The following is a 16,614-nucleotide window of genomic DNA, read 5'->3' on the forward strand; positions in this document are numbered from 1 at the left end:
CGCGTGCGCGTGCGGGTCGTGTCGGGACCGTCGTCATGCCACTCCTACCGAACCGGGACGTGCCGACCGCACGGCGGCCGGGCGAGTGCCCGTCCGGCCACCGTGCGGTGCGGTGTCCGGCGACGGTAGGAAGCCAGAACGACGCCGAGGTGAACGGGCCGCCACCGGGCGGGGAAGGTTTGCTCCGGGCCGGCTGACCGGGCGTACCCGGCGCGGTGTCAGGCGCTCGCGGGCGAGCAGGCTGTCAGGCGCTCACCGGCAAGAGGAGAGTCACGCGCTCGTCGGCGGGAGGAGTGTCACGCGCTCGCCAGCGACAGCTTCGCCGCGAACCCGAGGAACAGCGCGCCCGCCGCCGAGGTCGCCCCGGCCGACAGGGCCCGGCGGCGGCGGAAGGCGGCGGCGAGCCGGGTCCCGCCGAAGATCAGCGCGCTGAGGTAGAGGCCGCTGGCCAGTTGGAGGCAGCCGCCGAGGATGAGGAAGGACAGCGCGGGATAGGCGTACGAGGGGTCGACGAACTGCACGAAGAAGGCGACGACGAACAGGATCGCCTTCGGGTTGAACAGGCTGATCACCAGGGCCTGCCGGAAGGGACGCTCCCCGGGGGCGGCGCCGTGGTCCGCCGCCCCGCCCGCGTCCCGGTCGCCGCGGGTGCGCCACATGGCCCACGCCGCGCGGAGCATGCCGACGGCGAGCCAGGTCAGGTACCCGGCGCCCAGGAACTTCACGATCCCGAACAGGAACGCGTTGGTCTGGAGCAGCGAGGCGGCACCGGCGGCCGCCAGGGTCATCAGGACCGCGTCCCCGCACCAGACGCCGGCGGCGGCCGTGTACCCGGTGCGGACCCCGCGCCGGGCGGCCACGGAGAGGACGTAGAGCGAGTTGGGCCCGGGGAGCAGCACGATGAGGACGAGGCCCGCCAGGTAGGTGGGCAGATCGATGACGCCGAACATGCGGGGAGTTTCGCACGAGGGTGGGACATGTCGCACCGGTGTTCCGCACGTCGGAACACCGCCGCCGGGCGGGTGGGCCGGGGCGTCCCCGCCGGGCCGGCGGGGACGGTCGCGATCGTGGCTGCGGTCGCGGTGGCGACCGTGGTCAGCGTCGCGGTCGCCGTCGTCACCGCCGTCGCCGTCGCCGTCGCCGTCAGAACGCGTCGCTCGGCACGTACGTCCCCCACACGTCCCGCAGGGCGTTGCACACCTCGCCCACGGTGGCGCGGGCGCGCAGGGCGTCCTTCATCGGGTACAGGACGTTGTCCTCGCCCTCGGCGGCCTTCTTCAGGGCCGTCAGGGCGGCGTCGACGGCGGCCTGGTCGCGCTCGGCGCGCAGGGCGGCGAGGCGCTCGGCCTGCTGTGCCTCGATGGCGGGGTCGACGCGCAGGGGCTCGTACGGCTCCTCCTCGTCGAGCTGGTAACGGTTGACGCCGACCACGACCCGCTCGCCGGAGTCGGTCTCCTGGGCGATGCGGTAGGCGGAGCGCTCGATCTCGCCCTTCTGGAAGCCGTGCTCGATGGCGTTGACCGCGCCCCCGAGGTCCTCGACCTTCTGCATCAGCTCGACGGCGGCGGCCTCCACGTCGTCGGTCATCTTCTCGATGACGTACGAGCCCGCGAACGGGTCGACGGTGGCCGTCACGTCGGTCTCGTAGGCGAGGACCTGCTGGGTGCGCAGGGCGAGGCGGGCGCTCTTGTCCGTCGGCAGGGCGATGGCCTCGTCGAAGGAGTTGGTGTGCAGCGACTGGGTGCCGCCGAGGACGGCGGCCAGGCCCTGGACGGCGACGCGGACCAGGTTCACCTCGGGCTGCTGCGCGGTCAGCTGCACGCCGGCGGTCTGCGTGTGGAAGCGCAGCATCAGCGACTTGGGGTTCTTCGCGCCGAACTCCTCCTTCATCACCCGGGCCCAGATCCGGCGGGCCGCGCGGAACTTGGCGACCTCCTCCAGGATCGTGGTGCGGGCGACGAAGAAGAACGACAGGCGCGGGGCGAAGTCGTCGACGTCCATCCCGGCCGCCACGGCGGTGCGCACGTACTCGATGCCGTCGGCCAGGGTGAAGGCGATCTCCTGCGCCGGGGAGGCACCCGCCTCGGCCATGTGGTAGCCGGAGATCGAGATGGTGTTCCACTTCGGGATCTCGGCCCTGCAGTACTTGAAGATGTCGGCGATCAGGCGGAGGGAGGGCTTGGGCGGGAAGATGTACGTGCCCCGCGCGATGTACTCCTTCAGCACGTCGTTCTGGATCGTGCCGGTGAGCTTGTCGGCGCTCACGCCCTGCTCCTCGGCGACCAGTTGGTAGAGGAGCAGCAGGAGGGCGGCCGGGGCGTTGATCGTCATCGACGTGGAGACCTTGTCCAGCGGGATCCCGCCGAACAGGACGCGCATGTCGTCGATCGAGTCGATGGCGACGCCGACCTTGCCGACCTCGCCGGAGGCGATCGGGGCGTCGGAGTCGTGCCCCATCTGGGTGGGCAGGTCGAAGGCCACGGACAGGCCCATGGTGCCGTTGGCGATCAGCTGCTTGTAGCGGGCGTTGGACTCGGTCGCCGTGCCGAAACCGGCGTACTGGCGCATCGTCCAGGGGCGGCCGGTGTACATCGTCGGGTACACGCCCCGGGTGAAGGGGTACGCGCCCGGCTCACCGAGCTGCTCGGCCGGGTCCCAGCCCTCCAGGACCTCGGGCCCGTAGACCGGCTCGATGGGCAGTCCGGACTCCGACTCGCGTGCCATGGTGTGTCTGCCTCCCGCTGAGCAGTACCGCTCGGCCTGCCCGCCCGTTCTCGTCCGTCGCTCCGCCCGCCCCGGTGGGATCCGAGCCTCTGACGGACTGTAGCGGGGGGTGTGCGGCCCGGTGGAGTGCCGCACCCTGGGACCTTCCTCACAGGGCGGGTGGGACCTCACTCACAGGCCGGGCGACGCGCCCCCGGGACCACGACGGGCGTTGCTCACCTCCAGGATGCCCCCGGAGTTCGAGCGGGGTCACCTCCGGGGAGGATCCGGGGTACCGGCCGGGCGCGGCCGGTGGGACGAGGGGGCCTCGGGTGGGGGTGCGGATGCGCGTGCGGGTGCGGGTGTGGGTGCAGGCGTGGGTGCGGAGGACGGGCGGGGCGGGGCCGGGGTCCGGCGGGACGGTGGGCTCGGCGGCCGGGCGGCGGGGCGTCGCCGTGGTCGTGGCGCTGGCCGGGCTGACCGGGGCCGTCGCGGGCTGCACGGTGCAGCCCGCCGACGGGACCGGCACGAGTGGCCCGCGGGTGCGGGTCGAGCTGCCCGACGGCACGCCCTCCGCGGCCCGCCCGCCGGGCGACGGGGACGGCGACGGGAAGGGCGGCGCGTCCCCCGGGGGTCCGGGCGACGACGGCGGCCGGGGGTCGGGTGAGCGGGGCGGCTCCGCGTCCGCGCGGGTGCTGTGGTCGCGCGGCGACACGGGCCGGGACGTGCGGGAACTCCAGGCCCGGTTGCGCCAGGTCGCCTGGCTGTTCGACGGGCCGACGGGCACCTACGACGCCCCCACCGAGGAGGCGGTACGCGGCTTCCAGGGCAAGCGGGGGCTCCCCCGGACCGGGCGGACCGACACGGTGACCTGGCAGCGGCTGCGGGGGATGACGCGTGAGCCGGGCCGCTGGGACCTCTACCAGATGGGCGGCCAGCCCGCCGACGCGCCGGACGCGCGCTGCCGGACCGGCCGGGTGCTGTGCATCAGCAAGGAGAGCCGCACCCTGCGCTGGATGGTCGACGGCCGCACCCTGACGACCCTGCCGGTCCGTTTCGGCGCCCAGTACACACCGACCCGTGAGGGGGTCTTCTCCGTCTACTGGAAGTCGCGCGACCACTGGTCCACGCTCTACGACTCGCCGATGCCCTACGCGATGTTCTTCAGCGGCGGCCAGGCCGTGCACTTCTCCGCCGACTTCGCCGCCCGGGGCTACGCGGGCGCCTCGCACGGCTGCGTGAACGTACGGGACGAGGCGGCCATCGCCCGGATCTACGCACAGGTCCGCACCGGCGACAAGGTCGTCGTCCACTGGTGAGGGTCACCCGGGCGCCGGAGGCGGCGAGGAGGGGCCGACAGGGCGAGGGGATATGAGGCGCGGGCGGGACCGGGGGAACGTGTCCCGCCCGCGCCGAGGTGCACGAGCCGCGGGTACGGGGGGAACCCCGGCTCCGTGCGACGGCCGATGACCAGTCGGCTCACTCATTACTGCGTCACGGCGCCCGAAAGTGTCACACCCCTGCGCCCGTGACCGCGCTCGGGCGACAAAACAGCAGGTCAGCGGCTTACAGCGGCGAGGGCGACCGTGACGGAGGCGGGGCCGGCCGCGGGGGCGGCGGCCAGGGAACCGCGGGCGTGGTGCCGGTCGGAGCGGCCCGGACGGCCGTCGCCGCCCTCGGCGTCACCCCTGCCGTTGCCGTCGCCCTCGGCGTCACCCCTGCCGTTCCCGCCGCCCGTGCCCCGGTCGCCGCTGCCCTTGCCGTTCTTCCCGCCGGTGCCCCGGTCGGGGCCGTCGTCGTGCCGGTCGTCGCCGTGCGACGAGCCGTCCCGGCCGCCCCCCTTGCGCGCGGCCCCGGCGTCCGCGGCGGCGAGGACGCCCTTGCAGTACGCGCGCACCCGGGAGGAACCGCCGGCCAGGGAGTCCAGGCGGCGCCGGTGGGGGGTCTCGACGTCCTTGCCGTCGCGCAGGGCGCGGCAGGAGGCGACGACGTGCTTCCAGCCGGACGCGTGGCCGCCGCCGGGCCGGACGGCGTCCGGGCCGGGCGTCCCCGGGCGGCCGGCGGCCGTGTCCTCCTCGCCCTGCGCCCGGGCGCCGTCGGACGCGGTCCCGGCGCCCCGCGCGCGCTCCGGGGCGCCGTCGGCGGCACCGCCGGGCGCGGCCGGGTCTCCCGCGTCGCCGCCGGACGGCCGAGGACTGACCAGCGGCCGGCCGGGCGGCGGGACGCTCGCGCTGACGGAGGCGCCGGGGTCGCTCGCCGGGCCGCCGGAGTGCCCGGTCTGTGCGCCGGTCCCGGCCAGGTAGGCGGCGCCCCCGACCATGCCCGCGGTGAGCGCGGCGGCCAGTCCGAAGCGCAGGTACCGGGTCCGGCGCGGTCCGCGTGCGGTTCCGGAAGGGTGCGGGTCCGGGCCGGCGAGGCGGACCAGTCCGCCGTCGGCGACCGCCGTCGGGTCCGGCTCCCCGTCCCGCGCACCGGTGGCCGTCCGCTCCCCGCGCTCGGCGCGGGCGGCGCGGAAGGCGGCCAACGCGGCTGCCTCACCGGGCAGTTCACGGCCGGGCGGAGGAGGTGGGGCGGCGAGCGCGCCGAGGGCGCCGGCGAGCCGTTCCGCCTGATCGCGGGCTGCGGGATCGGCCACCGCGGAGGGCTCTCCGCTCAGCAGACGCTCCGCCGTCTCACGGTCCAGCCACCCGTTCTGCTCATCGGCCATCACATGTCCTTCTGCGTCCGCGCGCGCGGATGCGTCACAGTCGCGGACGTCACCGCACGCCGGCGAGGTTCTCGCTGCGGCGGGAGGGCGTCGAGCACCCCGGCGGATTCCGGATGGCCCTCCGGATCGTCACCGAGCATCTCGGCCAGCCGTTTCAGGCCACGGTGTGCCGCCGTGCGCACCGCGCCCGGCCTCTTGCCCAGGGTCTCGGCGGCGCTCTTGGCGTCCAGGCCCACCACCACCCGCAGCACGACGGCCTCGGCCTGGTCCTGCGGCAGCCGCGCGATGAGGGACAGGGTGCCGTCGGTGGCCAGCGCCTCGATCGCCTCGCCGGCGGTGTCGGACTCGGCGGGCCTGCCGGTCAGTTCCGTCTCGTCGCCGCCGATCGCCGGGCGGCGCCCGCGCATGCGGATGTGGTCCAGCGCGCGGTTGCGGGCTATCCGGGCGGCCCAGCCGCGGAACCGGTCCGCGTCACCGCTGAACCGCTCCAGGTCACGGGCGATCTGCAGCCACGCCTCGGACGCCACGTCCTCGGCGTCGGAGTCGCCGACGAGTGTCCGTATGTAGCCCAGCAGACGCGGGTGCACGGCCCGGTAGACGGTCCGGAACCCGGTCTCGTCCCCGTCCTGTGCCGCACGCACCGCGGCCGTCAGCTCCGCGTCGTCCCCCAGCACCGCGCGCGCCCTTCTGCGCCTGATCCGGTCCCGCCTGCGCGGACCGGGTTGCTCGCCCTCGTGGTTGCCCCATTGTTCCTTGCGGTCTCCGGCCGTGGATCGGTCGTGGTCGTGCGACCGCTCACGGCCTGGCGCGATGGGAACGTTACGGCCTGAAACCGCGCCCCGTCCATGTTCGTGCAAGATGCAACTAACCCGTGACACAGAAGGTGTGACAGAAAACGCATCCGCAGCGCTGTAGGAGGTACGGGCCGCCGCGCGGCCCGTACCGCGCGACGGCCGGGGCCTCTCCTGTGGGGGGTGGCGGCCCCGGCCGTCCTGCCACCCGCCCGACCGGACCGGGCGCAGCCCCACGACACAGCCGGATTCCCTTGCGTGCGGTGATGCCCGTGGTCAGTCGACCGCTGCGGCCCCTTCTCCCGCCCGTGCCGCCATGGCCGTGCCGAAGCGGTGCGCGGCCGGCGCGAACAGCGCCCCGCCGAGAACGAACCAGGGGTTCCACAGCACGAGCGTCCAGAACTCCTGCGCGGCACCGACCGCGCCGACGGCAGACGCCCCGGCCAGGAGCAGCATCTCGACGAGCAGCCCTCTGACCAGCAGGAGCCCGCCGATCCCGACGCCGAGCCACCGCAGCGCACGCCACCGGAGCCCGTGCACTCCACGCCGGCTCAGACCGAGCGCCACCGCCGCACCGGCCAGGCACAGCAGGCCGACGCCCCACAGACCACCGGCCACGAACCAGGCCGGCCGCTCGGAGGCAAGACGCTCCCCCGCGGACACCTCCAGCCCGGCCTCACCGCCGAGGGCCCAGAAGAAGTGCAGGCCCGCGAACACTGTCGCCCAGGCCGCGGCGAGATACGCCCACCAGCGGGACACACCGGTCCGCAACTCGAACCCCCCGTTCGCCGTCGCATCGCAGCACCCTGCGACACCCGCGATCCTTCACCGGCGCCAGCGGCCGGCACAAGCGGCTCAGCGAGCCCCACCCGCGACAAGATCGGCGCAACTCACCGAGCGGAGACGCGAGTCGCGCGTCCCCTCACCTTGCAGACATGTGCCTGGAACCGGTTCAGGGCGAGGAGGAGGGCACCCCGGCAGGGGGAACGTGCTCCGGGCCACGGTCGGCGGTCGCCGGCGCCGCCCCGATGCCCGCCCAGGCGATGCCGCCCAGGGCGAGGCCGGCGACCAGGACGGAGAGGGTGGCCCTGAGCGCCGGTCCGCCGGTGGTGCGGGCCTCGCGGGGGCGCCAGTCGTCCCGGCGGCGGGTGCGGGCGCGGTGGCCTCCGGCGTCCCGGGCGGTCCGGAAGGCGGCCACGGCACGCTGTTCGGCTCCGGTGTCCGCCCCGTCACCGGTCAGTGCCGCCGCGAGCAGCGCCTCGACGCCCGCCGGTACCGGCCGGGACCCGGCGGCGACGGGCGCGTCGGAGTGGGGTGCGTCCGGTTGCGGCGGCGCGCCCGCGGGACGCACCCGCCGACGGCCGGACAGCCCGCCGTCGCCCTGCCGTTCACCCATGTCCGTTCCCGTCCCTCCTCGTGCCGCCCGGCCCGCGGACCGGGCGGCTCCCGGCCGTCGTTCATGTCGACTCCCCCAGCGTCCGGGGCCCCTCATCCGTCACACCCTCGGCGCCCACCTGTTCGGCCAGGCGTTTCAACCCCCGGTACGCGGCCGTCCGCACCGCACCGGGCCGCTTGCCCAGCACGCGCGCGGCGGCGGGCCCGTCGAGGCCGACGACCACGCGCAGCAGCACGGCCTCCGCCTGGTCCCGGGGCAGCCCCCCGACCAGGGCCAGCGCCTGCTCGGTGGAGAGGGCCTCCATGGCCTGGTCGTAGGTGCTCTGCGGGCCGGGAAGGTCGAGGACGTCCTGCTCCAGCGCCGACGGGCGGGGCCGCACGCGTTGCCGGCGCAGGTGGTCCAGCGCCCGGTGCCGGGCGATGGTCGCCGTCCAGCCGCGGAAGCCCGCCCCGTCCCCCTGGAACCGGCCCAGGTCGCGGGCTATCTCCAGCCAGGCGTCCGAGGTGACGTCCTCGGCGTCGTCCCCGACCAGTCCGCGGACGTAGCCGAGCAGTCCGGGCTGCACGAGCCGGTAGGCCACGGCGAAGGCGGCCTCGTCCCCCTCCTGGGCCCGCGCGACCGCCGCCCCCAGCTCCCCGTCGTACGCCTGCACGGGGCGGGATTCCCCTCCGTGGCCCAAGAACCGTCCTTGTCCGTCCGAGTCGTCCGTACCGCGTGCACAGCGCCACCTCGGGCGCCGCACGTGCCCGGGCACGCCCTCACGGTGCTCAGCGTCGGTCGTCGCGAAAGTGTCACAGCTCGTGACGGGCCGACGGCGGCCTCACGGCCCGGCTGCCGGACCGGTCACCCACGGCGGTGGACCAGCCGGAGGCGGGCGGGTGCCCGGCCGGTGGACGAGCCCGTGACGGACGGCCGGACGGCCGCAGGCAGCAGGCAGCAGGCAGACGGTGTCAGTGACCCCCGACGACGTCACACCCCCTCCCCCACCCCACGGTCGACCCCCGCCCGCTCCCTCCACCGCACGGGTCGAGAGCCACGGCACACGCGCCCGCCGCACCCGCGGACCACCACCCCACAGCACCCCCATCAGGGGGGCGGGGAACCGCGCACGCCCCCAGCGCACCCGCAGACGACAGCCCACCCCTCAGCAAGGGGCGCGGGGAACTGCGCGAACACCCCCACCCACCCGCAGACGACACCCCACAGCACCCCCATCAGGGGCGCGAGGAACCGCGCACACCCCCCAGCGCACCCGCACGGCCCCCGCCCAGCCGGCCGCAGGCCCCCTCAGCCGTCGCGTCGGCTCCGCCGCGACACCGCGGCGCGCAGCACCCGGCGGCCCTCCGTGGAGATCTCCAGCGCGCGTCGCAGTCCCGCCGCCCCGTGGGCCTCCAGGACCTCCAGGACGGCGATCTGCCGCCGCAGTTCCGCCGCGAGCAGGGGCGACAGCCCGTCCGTGTGCCCCTGCCGGGACGCCTCGACCGGGTCGGCGGCGCCGGCCGGGGCCGCGCCGTCCAGCAGCCGGTGGATGCGCAGCGCGGCGACGGAGCAGCCGTCGGCCCACTCCCGCAGGGCCCCGCCGTCCCGTCGGAGCGGCGCGGCGGTGAGCATGCCCTGGGCCAGGCGCACCGCCTCGTCCCCGTCGCCGAGGCCGGCCAGCTTGCCGCGCACCCGGTCGAGGTGTTCGGCCCAGTCCTCCTGCGCGGCGCCCTCGGCCAGGCACCCCCACAGGGGCCGCAGCGCCTCGTCGTCGCCGCCCAGGAGCGGCACGCACCGATCCAAACAAGCCACCCCGCTCGCGGCCGTGCCGCGCTCGTCGGCCCGCGCGATCAGTTCCACCAGGCTCATCCACGCCTCCTCAGCGGGTACACCACGGACCCCGTACGAGGCCCTCACGGACCTCGTCCTTCACGGAGCCCGCACTTCCCCTTACTGCGTGCGACGGCCCGGGAGTGTCACGCAGGCACCACCCCGAGCCGGTCCAGTAAACGGAAGAAGAGGTTTTCGGCCACGTCGTCGGGTTCGACGGAGAGCACGTCCAGCAGGGCGTCGGGGGAGGCCGTGCACCCGGCCTCGGCGGCCCAGGCGAGGGCCCGTTCGGCGGCGTCGCGCGGTTCGAGGAAGTAGTCCTCCACGGTCAGCCCGTCGGGGTCGCCGCCCTCGGCGGCGTTCCCGCCGCCCAGGTGGCCGGCCATCGCGGCGCGCCCCAGGCAGGCCGTCCACGCCCCGTGCTGCGGGGAGGCCGCCTCCACGACCACGCAGTCGCTGTCCATGACGTACCCGAAGAGGGCGGGCGCGCCGGTCTCCCGGGCGAGGTCGTTCATGCTGCCGATGTCGCCCGCGGCGCCCGGGTACTCCCACACCTGCCAGCCGCCCGGCGCGGAGGTGCGCAGGGTCAGGCCCTGGGCGGCGCCGGCCAGCGCGTCGAGTGCGGCGAGCGGCCGCTCCCCGCGGCCCACGACGAAATAGCCCCAATAGCCCATGTGCCGCTGTTCCCCCCGGTGTCGTGGTTCGGCTCGTCAGAACACCACCACAGTCGTACGGGGGTTCGCAGGCGTATGCGGCAATCCGTCCCGGCCGGATCAGTCCAGCTCGTCGGCGAGCGCGCGGAACTGCGCCCAGGTCAGGGACGGTTCGCCCGGGTTCCACAGCTTCTGCACCAGGGCCCGCAGCGGCATCCGGATGCCCGCGGCGACCTGGTCCTGGGTCTGCGAGCGGGGCAGGTCGCCCCAGATGGCGAGGGATCCGCCGGGGATCTGTTCGTCGTACTCGGCGGGGACGGCGGTGGTGCCGCGCAGCACGCGCGGGGTCCACTGCTCGTAGATCCGCTCGCCGGTCGGGTAGACGAAGGTCAGCGGCTCGCCGAGCACGTAGTAGAGGAACTCGTCGTTGTAGTTGAGGACCGTGCGGCCCTCGCGCAGGTACTCCAGCGGCTGCCGGGCGCCGATCTCCTTGCCCGTCCAGTAGGCGACCTGGATGTCCTTGTCGGCGCTCACCGAACCGCCGCGGAAGAAGCCGTCGTTCCAGGCGCGCGGGACGCGGTCGTGGGCGCGGACGGTCGCGGCGCGGTCGTTGAGCCAGCCGGTGGTGAGGTCCTCGACGGTGGCGCCGGGGCCGTAGCGCTCGCGGGCCGCGGCGGCCAGGCCCGGGAACGACGCCTCGGGGTCGGACACCACCAGCGCCTGGTACTCGTCGCCGCCGAGGTGCCACTGGTCGCCGGGGAAGAGGTCCGCGTACTCGTCGAGCAGGTCGTCGACGATGTCGGCGGCCTTCTTCTTGGAGATGTCGATCGCGCCCCGCACGGCGGCGCCGTTGACGTTGCGCAGCTGGAGGTCGGGGTGGGCGGCGATGACGGCGCCGAGGTGTCCGGGCGAGTCGATCTCCGGGACGACGGTGATGTGCCGGCTCGCCGCGAGGTCGACGATCCGCTCGACCTGCGCCTTGGTCAGGTGCTCGCGGGAGACGACCTCCGGGTGGGAGTCGGACGCGATGCGGAAGCCCTGGTCGTCGGAGAAGTGCAGGCCGATCTCGTTGAACTTCAGGTCGCCGAGCTCGCGGATCCGGTCCTCGATCCAGTCGGCGGTGTAGTGCTTGCGCGCGATGTCCAGCATCATCCCGCGCCGCTCCTTGGCGGGCTCGTCCCGCACGACCCCCTCGGGCGCGCTGCCCGCGCCGCGTATCTCCTGCTTGAGGGTGCGGGTGCCGTAGAAGACGCCCGCCTCGGCGGGGGCGCTGACCGTGACCCGGCCGCCCCGCACGGTCAGGGTGTAGGACTCCGGGTTCGCGCCCTGGTCCCGGTTGAGCCGCAGGCGCAGGTCGCCGGCCTTCTCGTCGTCCTGCTCGCCCGCGTAGGAGAGCCCCAGCTCGCCGGCGATGAGCCGGCCCTCGTCGGCCAGCGCGGGATCGTCCACCACGACGCGGTGGCCGCGCGCGGGGCGCCAGCCGGGGCCGCGTTCGGCGGTGTGCTCGCGGACGGCGGGGATGGTGCGCGGCGCCTTCGACAGGGGGTAGCTGCGGGTGGGGCTCGGTTCCGACGAGGTGGCGCCGGGGGACGTCCCGGCGGGGTTCTCGCCGGTCGCGGAGGCCGATCCGGCCGGGGCGCCGTCGTCGGAGGTCGCCCAGAGCCCGATGCCCACGCCGGACGCCGCCACCAGCGCGCCCGCGGCGACCGCCGCCACCAGGACCGGCCGGCGCCTCACCCCTTCGGTGCTGGTCCGCCGCCGATGCCGCCTGTGCCTGTGCTGACTCACCCTGCCAACCTACGGCCCATCCGGGTGAAGGGCGTCGTCGAGCCGTTCCCAAACCGCCCCGTCCGAGTGAATTTCGAAAATCGATCGGACACCCGGTGGGCTCAGTCGATACCGTGAGGGCACGACTCTCACAGCTTCCCCCATCACCCCACACGCGACGCCCACGAGGACCCACGCTGCCCGCGCACCGTCTCCCAGAGTTCCCCGGGCGGGTCGCCCTTCCCGGACAGTCCCGCGGCACGCCCGTCACCCCCTCCGCCCTGGAGCACTTCAACACCGCGCCCGCCGCGGAGGCCGAGCACGCCCTGCTGGCCTGCCTGCACAGCCGCCGCTGGGCCGTGCGCGTCGCCGGCCACCGCCCGTACCCCGATCTGCCGTCGCTGCTGGCGGCGTGCGACGAGGCGGCGTACGACCTCACCCCGCCGGAACTGGCCGCGGCGCTGGCCGCCGAGACGCTGCCGCCGCTGCCCGAGGGCGCCTACTCCGCCGCCCACACGGCCCTCGACGCGGCGCACGCGGCCTACGAGGCGAAGTTCGGCCACGCGTTCGTGATCTGCCTCGACGGGGTGGCGCCGGCGGAGGGCCTGGACCGGGTCCTGGAGCACATCCGGTCACGATTGGCGAACGATCCCGAGGAGGAGCGGGTGGTCGCGGCCGAGGAACTGCGCCGCCTCGCCGCGGAACGGCTGACCACGTTCCTCACCGGCGCCGCGGGCCCCGCGCCCGGCCGCGGCTCCCCCCGCCCGGCGGGTCACGCCACGTAACCGGACAACAGCCGCGGAAGGCGTGTCTCTAGCCCGTAAGCGTGCCGATTCGATCACACAGCCACACCCCGAGGACGACGTGCGCCGCGGCATGGCTACGATGCTGGGGGCCGGTGGACCGTACCCGGCCGGGCCCGACCGACAAGGAAAGCCGGCGCGGCCCCGAACCCCGCTCCCGGAGGAAATTTCCGTGCCGGCTGGAACGCTGTACCGCGGCCGGGAAGGAATGTGGTCCTGGGTGGCTCACCGAGTCACCGGCGTCCTCATTTTCTTCTTCCTGTTCGTTCACGTGCTGGACACCGCCCTCGTGCGCGTGTCCCCGGAGGCCTACGACACCGTCGTGGCCACGTACAAGACGCCGATCGTCGCGCTGCTGGAATACGGCCTCGTCGCCGCCATCCTGTTCCACGCGCTCAACGGCCTGCGTGTCATCGCCGTCGACTTCTGGATCCAGGGCGCCCGGTACCAGAAGCAGATGCTCTGGACCGTTGTCGCCGTGTGGGTCGTGCTGATGCTCGGGGCGATCTACCCCGTCCTCGGCCACGCCGCTCGTGAACTGTTCGGGAGCTGACGCGCATGTCCACCACTGAAACCTCCGCCTCGGGCACCGGCCCCGTCGAGGGCGCGTCCCTCTACTCCGTCGACAACCCGGCACCGGTCATCGAGCCGCCGCGCAAGCGGACGAAGAAGACCCCGAAGACCACCCGGGGCAACTTCGAGCTGGCCGCCTGGCTGTTCATGCGCCTGTCCGGCGTCGTCCTGGTCGTCCTGGTCATCGGCCACCTGCTGATCCAGCTGGTGCTGGACGGCGGCGTGTCCAAGATCGGCTTCGCCTTCGTGGCGGGCCGCTGGGCCTCGCCGTTCTGGCAGGTCTGGGACCTGCTGATGCTGTGGCTGGCGATGCTGCACGGCGCCAACGGCCTGCGCACGGTCATCAACGACTACGCCGAGCGGCCGAACACCCGCCTGTGGCTCAAGGGCCTGCTCTACACCGCCACGGTGTTCACCATCCTGCTGGGCACGCTGGTGATCTTCACCTTCGACCCGAACATCCGCTAGGCACGGGGCTGCGAGAATCATGAAGATCCACAAGTACGACACCGTCATCGTCGGCGCCGGTGGCGCCGGTATGCGGGCCGCCATCGAGGCGACCAAGCGCAGCCGCACGGCCGTCCTGACGAAGCTCTACCCGACCCGCTCCCACACGGGCGCCGCGCAGGGCGGCATGGCCGCCGCGCTGGCCAACGTGGAGGAGGACAACTGGGAGTGGCACACCTTCGACACGGTCAAGGGCGGTGACTACCTGGTCGACCAGGACGCCGCCGAGATCCTGGCGAAGGAGGCCATCGACTCGGTCCTCGACCTGGAGAAGATGGGCCTGCCGTTCAACCGGACCCCGGACGGCACCATCGACCAGCGCCGCTTCGGCGGTCACTCCCGCAACCACGGCGAGGCCCCGGTCCGCCGCTCCTGCTACGCGGCCGACCGCACCGGCCACATGATCCTTCAGACGCTGTACCAGAACTGCGTGAAGGAGGGCGTGGAGTTCTACAACGAGTTCTACGTCCTGGACCAGCTGATCACCGAGGTCGACGGCGTCAAGAAGTCGGCCGGCGTGGTGGCGTACGAGCTGGCCACCGGTGAGATCCACATCTTCCGGGCCAAGTCCGTCATCTACGCCTCCGGCGGCAACGGCAAGTTCTTCAAGGTGACGTCCAACGCGCACACCCTCACCGGCGACGGCCAGGCGGCCGTGTTCCGGCGCGGACTGCCGCTGGAGGACATGGAGTTCTTCCAGTTCCACCCGACCGGCATCTGGCGCATGGGCATCCTGCTGACGGAGGGCGCCCGCGGCGAGGGCGGCATCCTGCGCAACAAGGACGGCGAGCGCTTCATGGAGAAGTACGCGCCGGTCATGAAGGACCTCGCCTCCCGCGACGTCGTCTCCCGCTCCATCTACACGGAGATCCGCGAGGGCCGCGGCTGCGGTCCCGAGGGCGACCACGTCTACCTCGACCTGACCCACCTGCCGCCGGAGCAGCTGGACGCCAAGCTGCCCGACATCACCGAGTTCGCGCGGACCTACCTGGGCATCGAGCCGTACACCGACCCGATCCCGATCCAGCCGACCGCGCACTACGCCATGGGCGGCATCCCCACCAACGTCCGCGGCGAGGTGCTGGCCGACAACACCACGGTCGTCCCGGGCCTGTACGCGGCCGGCGAGGTCGCCTGCGTGTCGGTGCACGGCGCCAACCGCCTGGGCACCAACTCGCTGCTGGACATCAACGTGTTCGGCAAGCGGGCGGGCATCGCGGCGGCGGAGTACGCGCAGGACGCCGACTTCGTGGAGATGCCGGAGAACCCCGAGGCGTTCGTCGTCGGGCAGATCGAGCGGCTGCGGTCCTCCACCGGCTCCGAGCGGGTGGCCGAGCTGCGCCGCGAGCTGCAGGAGACCATGGACGCCAACGTCATGGTGTTCCGCACCGAGCAGACGATCAAGACGGCGGTCGAGAAGATCGCCGAACTGCGCGAGCGCTACAAGAACGTCGCCGTCCAGGACAAGGGCAAGCGGTTCAACACCGACCTGCTGGAGGCCGTCGAGCTGGGCAACCTGCTCGACCTCGCCGAGGTCATGGCCGTCTCGGCGCTGGCCCGCAAGGAGTCCCGCGGCGGTCACTACCGCGAGGACTTCCCGGACCGCGACGACGTCAACTTCATGCGTCACACGATGGCCTACCGCGAGGTCGGCGCCGACGGCACCGAGACCGTCCGTCTGGACTACAAGCCGGTCGTCCAGACCCGCTACCAGCCGATGGAGCGTAAGTACTGATGGCTACCCCTGTTCTGGACAAGGCGGGCTCGGCCGGACAGCCCGAGCCGGGCTTCGCCGACTCCCCCTACATCACCGCCACCTTCCGGATCCGCCGGTTCAACCCGGAGGTCTCGGCGGAGGCGACCTGGGAAGACTTCCAGATCGAGATCGACCCCAAGGAGCGCGTCCTGGACGCGCTGCACAAGATCAAGTGGGACCTGGACGGCACGCTGACGTTCCGGCGTTCCTGCGCCCACGGCATCTGCGGCTCCGACGCCATGCGGATCAACGGCAAGAACCGCCTGGCCTGCAAGACGCTGATCAAGGACATCAACCCGGAGAAGCCGATCACGGTCGAGGCCATCAAGGGCCTGACGGTCCTCAAGGACCTGATCGTGGACATGGAGCCGTTCTTCCAGGCGTACCGGGACGTGATGCCCTTCCTGATCACGAAGGACACCAACGAGCCGACGCGCGAGCGGCTGCAGTCCGCCGAGGACCGCGAGCGCTTCGACGACACGACCAAGTGCATCCTGTGCGCCGCGTGCACCACCTCGTGCCCGGTGTTCTGGAACGACGGGCAGTACTTCGGCCCGGCGGCCATCGTCAACGCGCACCGGTTCATCTTCGACTCGCGTGACGAGGCCGGTGAGCAGCGTCTGGAGATCCTCAACGACCGGGACGGCGTGTGGCGTTGCCGCACCACGTTCAACTGCACGGACGCCTGCCCGCGCGGCATCGAGGTCACCAAGGCGATCGCCGAGGTGAAGCGGGCGCTGATCACGCGCCGCTACTGAGCACCACGCGCTCCAGGTACGGCGAAGGGCCCCGATCCCGGGATCGGGGCCCTTCGCCGTGTTCACGGGTCCGGCCACCGGGCGGCCGGGACGGGGTCAGCCGCGCAGCGGGCGGCCTTCCTTGTCGGTGCGGTCGTTGCTGACCAGGAACATGATGCCGTCGATCAGCGCCCAGATGCCGAGGCCACCGCAGGTGAGCAGCTGGGCGACGCCGACACCGACGGAGCCGACGTAGAAACGGCCGATGCCCAGGGTGCCCAGGAAGAGCTGGAGGATACCGGCGACGATCTTCGACTTGTCCGAGTAGGGACGGCCCTGGGGGTCGAGGCCGTACGGCGCCTGGGGGTTCGGGGGGACGGTCATGATGTGGTGCTCCTGGAAAAAGAAGGAC

At 73.4% G+C, this 16,614-nt stretch carries 17 protein-coding genes; 6 read left to right on the forward strand and 11 right to left on the reverse strand.

Translation table 11 applies throughout. From position 1 onward, the window contains the following. Positions 1–296: 296 nt before the first annotated feature. Positions 297–950: a leucine efflux protein LeuE gene (leuE, locus tag AC02VZ_RS17555; protein ID WP_432058720.1), complete on the reverse strand. Its 654-nt coding sequence runs from the start codon at positions 948–950 to the stop codon at positions 297–299. A 193-nt stretch (positions 951–1,143) separates the two neighbouring features. Further along, on the reverse strand, positions 1,144–2,724 hold the full coding sequence (locus AC02VZ_RS17560) for an acyl-CoA mutase large subunit family protein (RefSeq protein WP_432058719.1): 1,581 nt from the start codon (positions 2,722–2,724) through the stop codon (positions 1,144–1,146). A gap of 482 nt (positions 2,725–3,206) precedes the next feature. On the opposite strand from AC02VZ_RS17560, the gene AC02VZ_RS17565 reads away from it, so the two are divergent. Beyond that, positions 3,207–4,022, forward strand: a complete 816-nt coding sequence (locus tag AC02VZ_RS17565) for a L,D-transpeptidase family protein (RefSeq protein WP_432058724.1) — start codon at positions 3,207–3,209, stop codon at positions 4,020–4,022. A gap of 239 nt (positions 4,023–4,261) precedes the next feature. On the opposite strand, the gene AC02VZ_RS17570 is transcribed toward AC02VZ_RS17565, so the two are convergent. The 8 genes from AC02VZ_RS17570 to AC02VZ_RS17605 form a co-directional block, all read right to left on the reverse strand. Continuing rightward, a complete protein-coding gene (locus AC02VZ_RS17570; RefSeq protein ID WP_476475815.1) occupies positions 4,262–5,410 on the reverse strand; it encodes a hypothetical protein in 1,149 nt (382 codons plus the stop codon). Beyond that, a complete protein-coding gene (locus AC02VZ_RS17575; protein ID WP_476475816.1) occupies positions 5,410–6,084 on the reverse strand; it encodes an RNA polymerase sigma factor in 675 nt (224 codons plus the stop codon). The genes AC02VZ_RS17570 and AC02VZ_RS17575 overlap by 1 nt, the downstream gene beginning before the upstream one ends. 393 nt (positions 6,085–6,477) lie before the next feature. Then, the gene (locus tag AC02VZ_RS17580) at positions 6,478–6,960 is read right to left on the reverse strand and encodes a DUF3995 domain-containing protein (RefSeq protein WP_476475817.1); all 483 of its coding nucleotides are present in this window, start codon (positions 6,958–6,960) and stop codon (positions 6,478–6,480) included. 193 nt (positions 6,961–7,153) lie between these two features. Beyond that, positions 7,154–7,597, reverse strand: a complete 444-nt coding sequence (locus AC02VZ_RS17585) for a hypothetical protein (protein WP_432058715.1) — start codon at positions 7,595–7,597, stop codon at positions 7,154–7,156. Between the two features lie 61 nt (positions 7,598–7,658). Continuing rightward, positions 7,659–8,276 (reverse strand): RNA polymerase sigma factor, encoded by a 618-nt coding sequence (locus AC02VZ_RS17590; protein ID WP_432058714.1) that lies wholly within the window; start codon positions 8,274–8,276, stop codon positions 7,659–7,661. Positions 8,277–8,884: 608 nt separating this feature from the next. After that, positions 8,885–9,445: a hypothetical protein gene (locus AC02VZ_RS17595; protein ID WP_432058713.1), complete on the reverse strand. Its 561-nt coding sequence runs from the start codon at positions 9,443–9,445 to the stop codon at positions 8,885–8,887. Between the two features lie 107 nt (positions 9,446–9,552). Then, positions 9,553–10,080 (reverse strand): hypothetical protein, encoded by a 528-nt coding sequence (locus AC02VZ_RS17600; RefSeq protein ID WP_432058712.1) that lies wholly within the window; start codon positions 10,078–10,080, stop codon positions 9,553–9,555. Positions 10,081–10,179: 99 nt separating this feature from the next. Next, positions 10,180–11,796 carry a beta-N-acetylhexosaminidase gene (locus AC02VZ_RS17605; RefSeq protein ID WP_476475818.1) on the reverse strand — a complete coding sequence of 539 codons (1,617 nt, stop codon included), beginning with the start codon at positions 11,794–11,796 and terminating at the stop codon, positions 10,180–10,182. Between the two features lie 164 nt (positions 11,797–11,960). Here AC02VZ_RS17605 and AC02VZ_RS17610 point away from each other — a divergent pair, with 164 nt between their 5' ends. The 5 genes from AC02VZ_RS17610 to AC02VZ_RS17630 all read left to right on the forward strand — a co-directional run bounded on the left by AC02VZ_RS17610 (position 11,961) and on the right by AC02VZ_RS17630 (position 16,223). Next, entirely contained in the window at positions 11,961–12,611 is a 651-nt protein-coding gene (locus AC02VZ_RS17610; protein WP_476475819.1) for a 2-oxo-4-hydroxy-4-carboxy-5-ureidoimidazoline decarboxylase, read from the forward strand. Between the two features lie 190 nt (positions 12,612–12,801). Then, positions 12,802–13,182 carry a succinate dehydrogenase, cytochrome b556 subunit gene (gene sdhC / locus AC02VZ_RS17615; protein WP_109377789.1) on the forward strand — a complete coding sequence of 127 codons (381 nt, stop codon included), beginning with the start codon at positions 12,802–12,804 and terminating at the stop codon, positions 13,180–13,182. Between the two features lie 5 nt (positions 13,183–13,187). Beyond that, positions 13,188–13,670 carry a succinate dehydrogenase hydrophobic membrane anchor subunit gene (locus tag AC02VZ_RS17620; RefSeq protein WP_362090837.1) on the forward strand — a complete coding sequence of 161 codons (483 nt, stop codon included), beginning with the start codon at positions 13,188–13,190 and terminating at the stop codon, positions 13,668–13,670. A gap of 19 nt (positions 13,671–13,689) precedes the next feature. Further along, entirely contained in the window at positions 13,690–15,444 is a 1,755-nt protein-coding gene (sdhA, locus tag AC02VZ_RS17625; RefSeq protein ID WP_432058710.1) for a succinate dehydrogenase flavoprotein subunit, read from the forward strand. Continuing rightward, entirely contained in the window at positions 15,444–16,223 is a 780-nt protein-coding gene (locus AC02VZ_RS17630) for a succinate dehydrogenase iron-sulfur subunit (RefSeq protein ID WP_192229849.1), read from the forward strand. Before sdhA ends, AC02VZ_RS17630 begins: the two co-directional genes overlap by 1 nt. A 96-nt stretch (positions 16,224–16,319) precedes the next feature. Here the strand turns inward: AC02VZ_RS17630 and AC02VZ_RS17635 are convergent, their stop codons facing one another. Beyond that, entirely contained in the window at positions 16,320–16,586 is a 267-nt protein-coding gene (locus AC02VZ_RS17635; RefSeq protein WP_403637880.1) for a TM2 domain-containing protein, read from the reverse strand. Positions 16,587–16,614 lie beyond the last annotated feature (28 nt).

This window comes from Streptomyces sp. 3-6, assembly GCF_056323165.1.

What these genes read in the sequence shown, in the direction of transcription:
- AC02VZ_RS17635 (WP_403637880.1), bottom strand. Translation starts at nt 16,586, where the DNA reads ATGACCGTCCCCCCGAACCCCCAGGCGCCGTACGGCCTCGACCCCCAG.
- AC02VZ_RS17630 (WP_192229849.1), top strand. Translation starts at nt 15,444, where the DNA reads ATGGCTACCCCTGTTCTGGACAAGGCGGGCTCGGCCGGACAGCCCGAG.
- AC02VZ_RS17585 (WP_432058715.1), bottom strand. Translation starts at nt 7,597, where the DNA reads ATGGGTGAACGGCAGGGCGACGGCGGGCTGTCCGGCCGTCGGCGGGTG.
- sdhA (WP_432058710.1), top strand. Translation starts at nt 13,690, where the DNA reads ATGAAGATCCACAAGTACGACACCGTCATCGTCGGCGCCGGTGGCGCC.
- AC02VZ_RS17570 (WP_476475815.1), bottom strand. Translation starts at nt 5,410, where the DNA reads ATGGCCGATGAGCAGAACGGGTGGCTGGACCGTGAGACGGCGGAGCGT.
- AC02VZ_RS17600 (WP_432058712.1), bottom strand. Translation starts at nt 10,080, where the DNA reads ATGGGCTATTGGGGCTATTTCGTCGTGGGCCGCGGGGAGCGGCCGCTC.
- leuE (WP_432058720.1), bottom strand. Translation starts at nt 950, where the DNA reads ATGTTCGGCGTCATCGATCTGCCCACCTACCTGGCGGGCCTCGTCCTC.
- AC02VZ_RS17595 (WP_432058713.1), bottom strand. Translation starts at nt 9,445, where the DNA reads ATGAGCCTGGTGGAACTGATCGCGCGGGCCGACGAGCGCGGCACGGCC.
- AC02VZ_RS17620 (WP_362090837.1), top strand. Translation starts at nt 13,188, where the DNA reads ATGTCCACCACTGAAACCTCCGCCTCGGGCACCGGCCCCGTCGAGGGC.
- AC02VZ_RS17560 (WP_432058719.1), bottom strand. Translation starts at nt 2,724, where the DNA reads ATGGCACGCGAGTCGGAGTCCGGACTGCCCATCGAGCCGGTCTACGGG.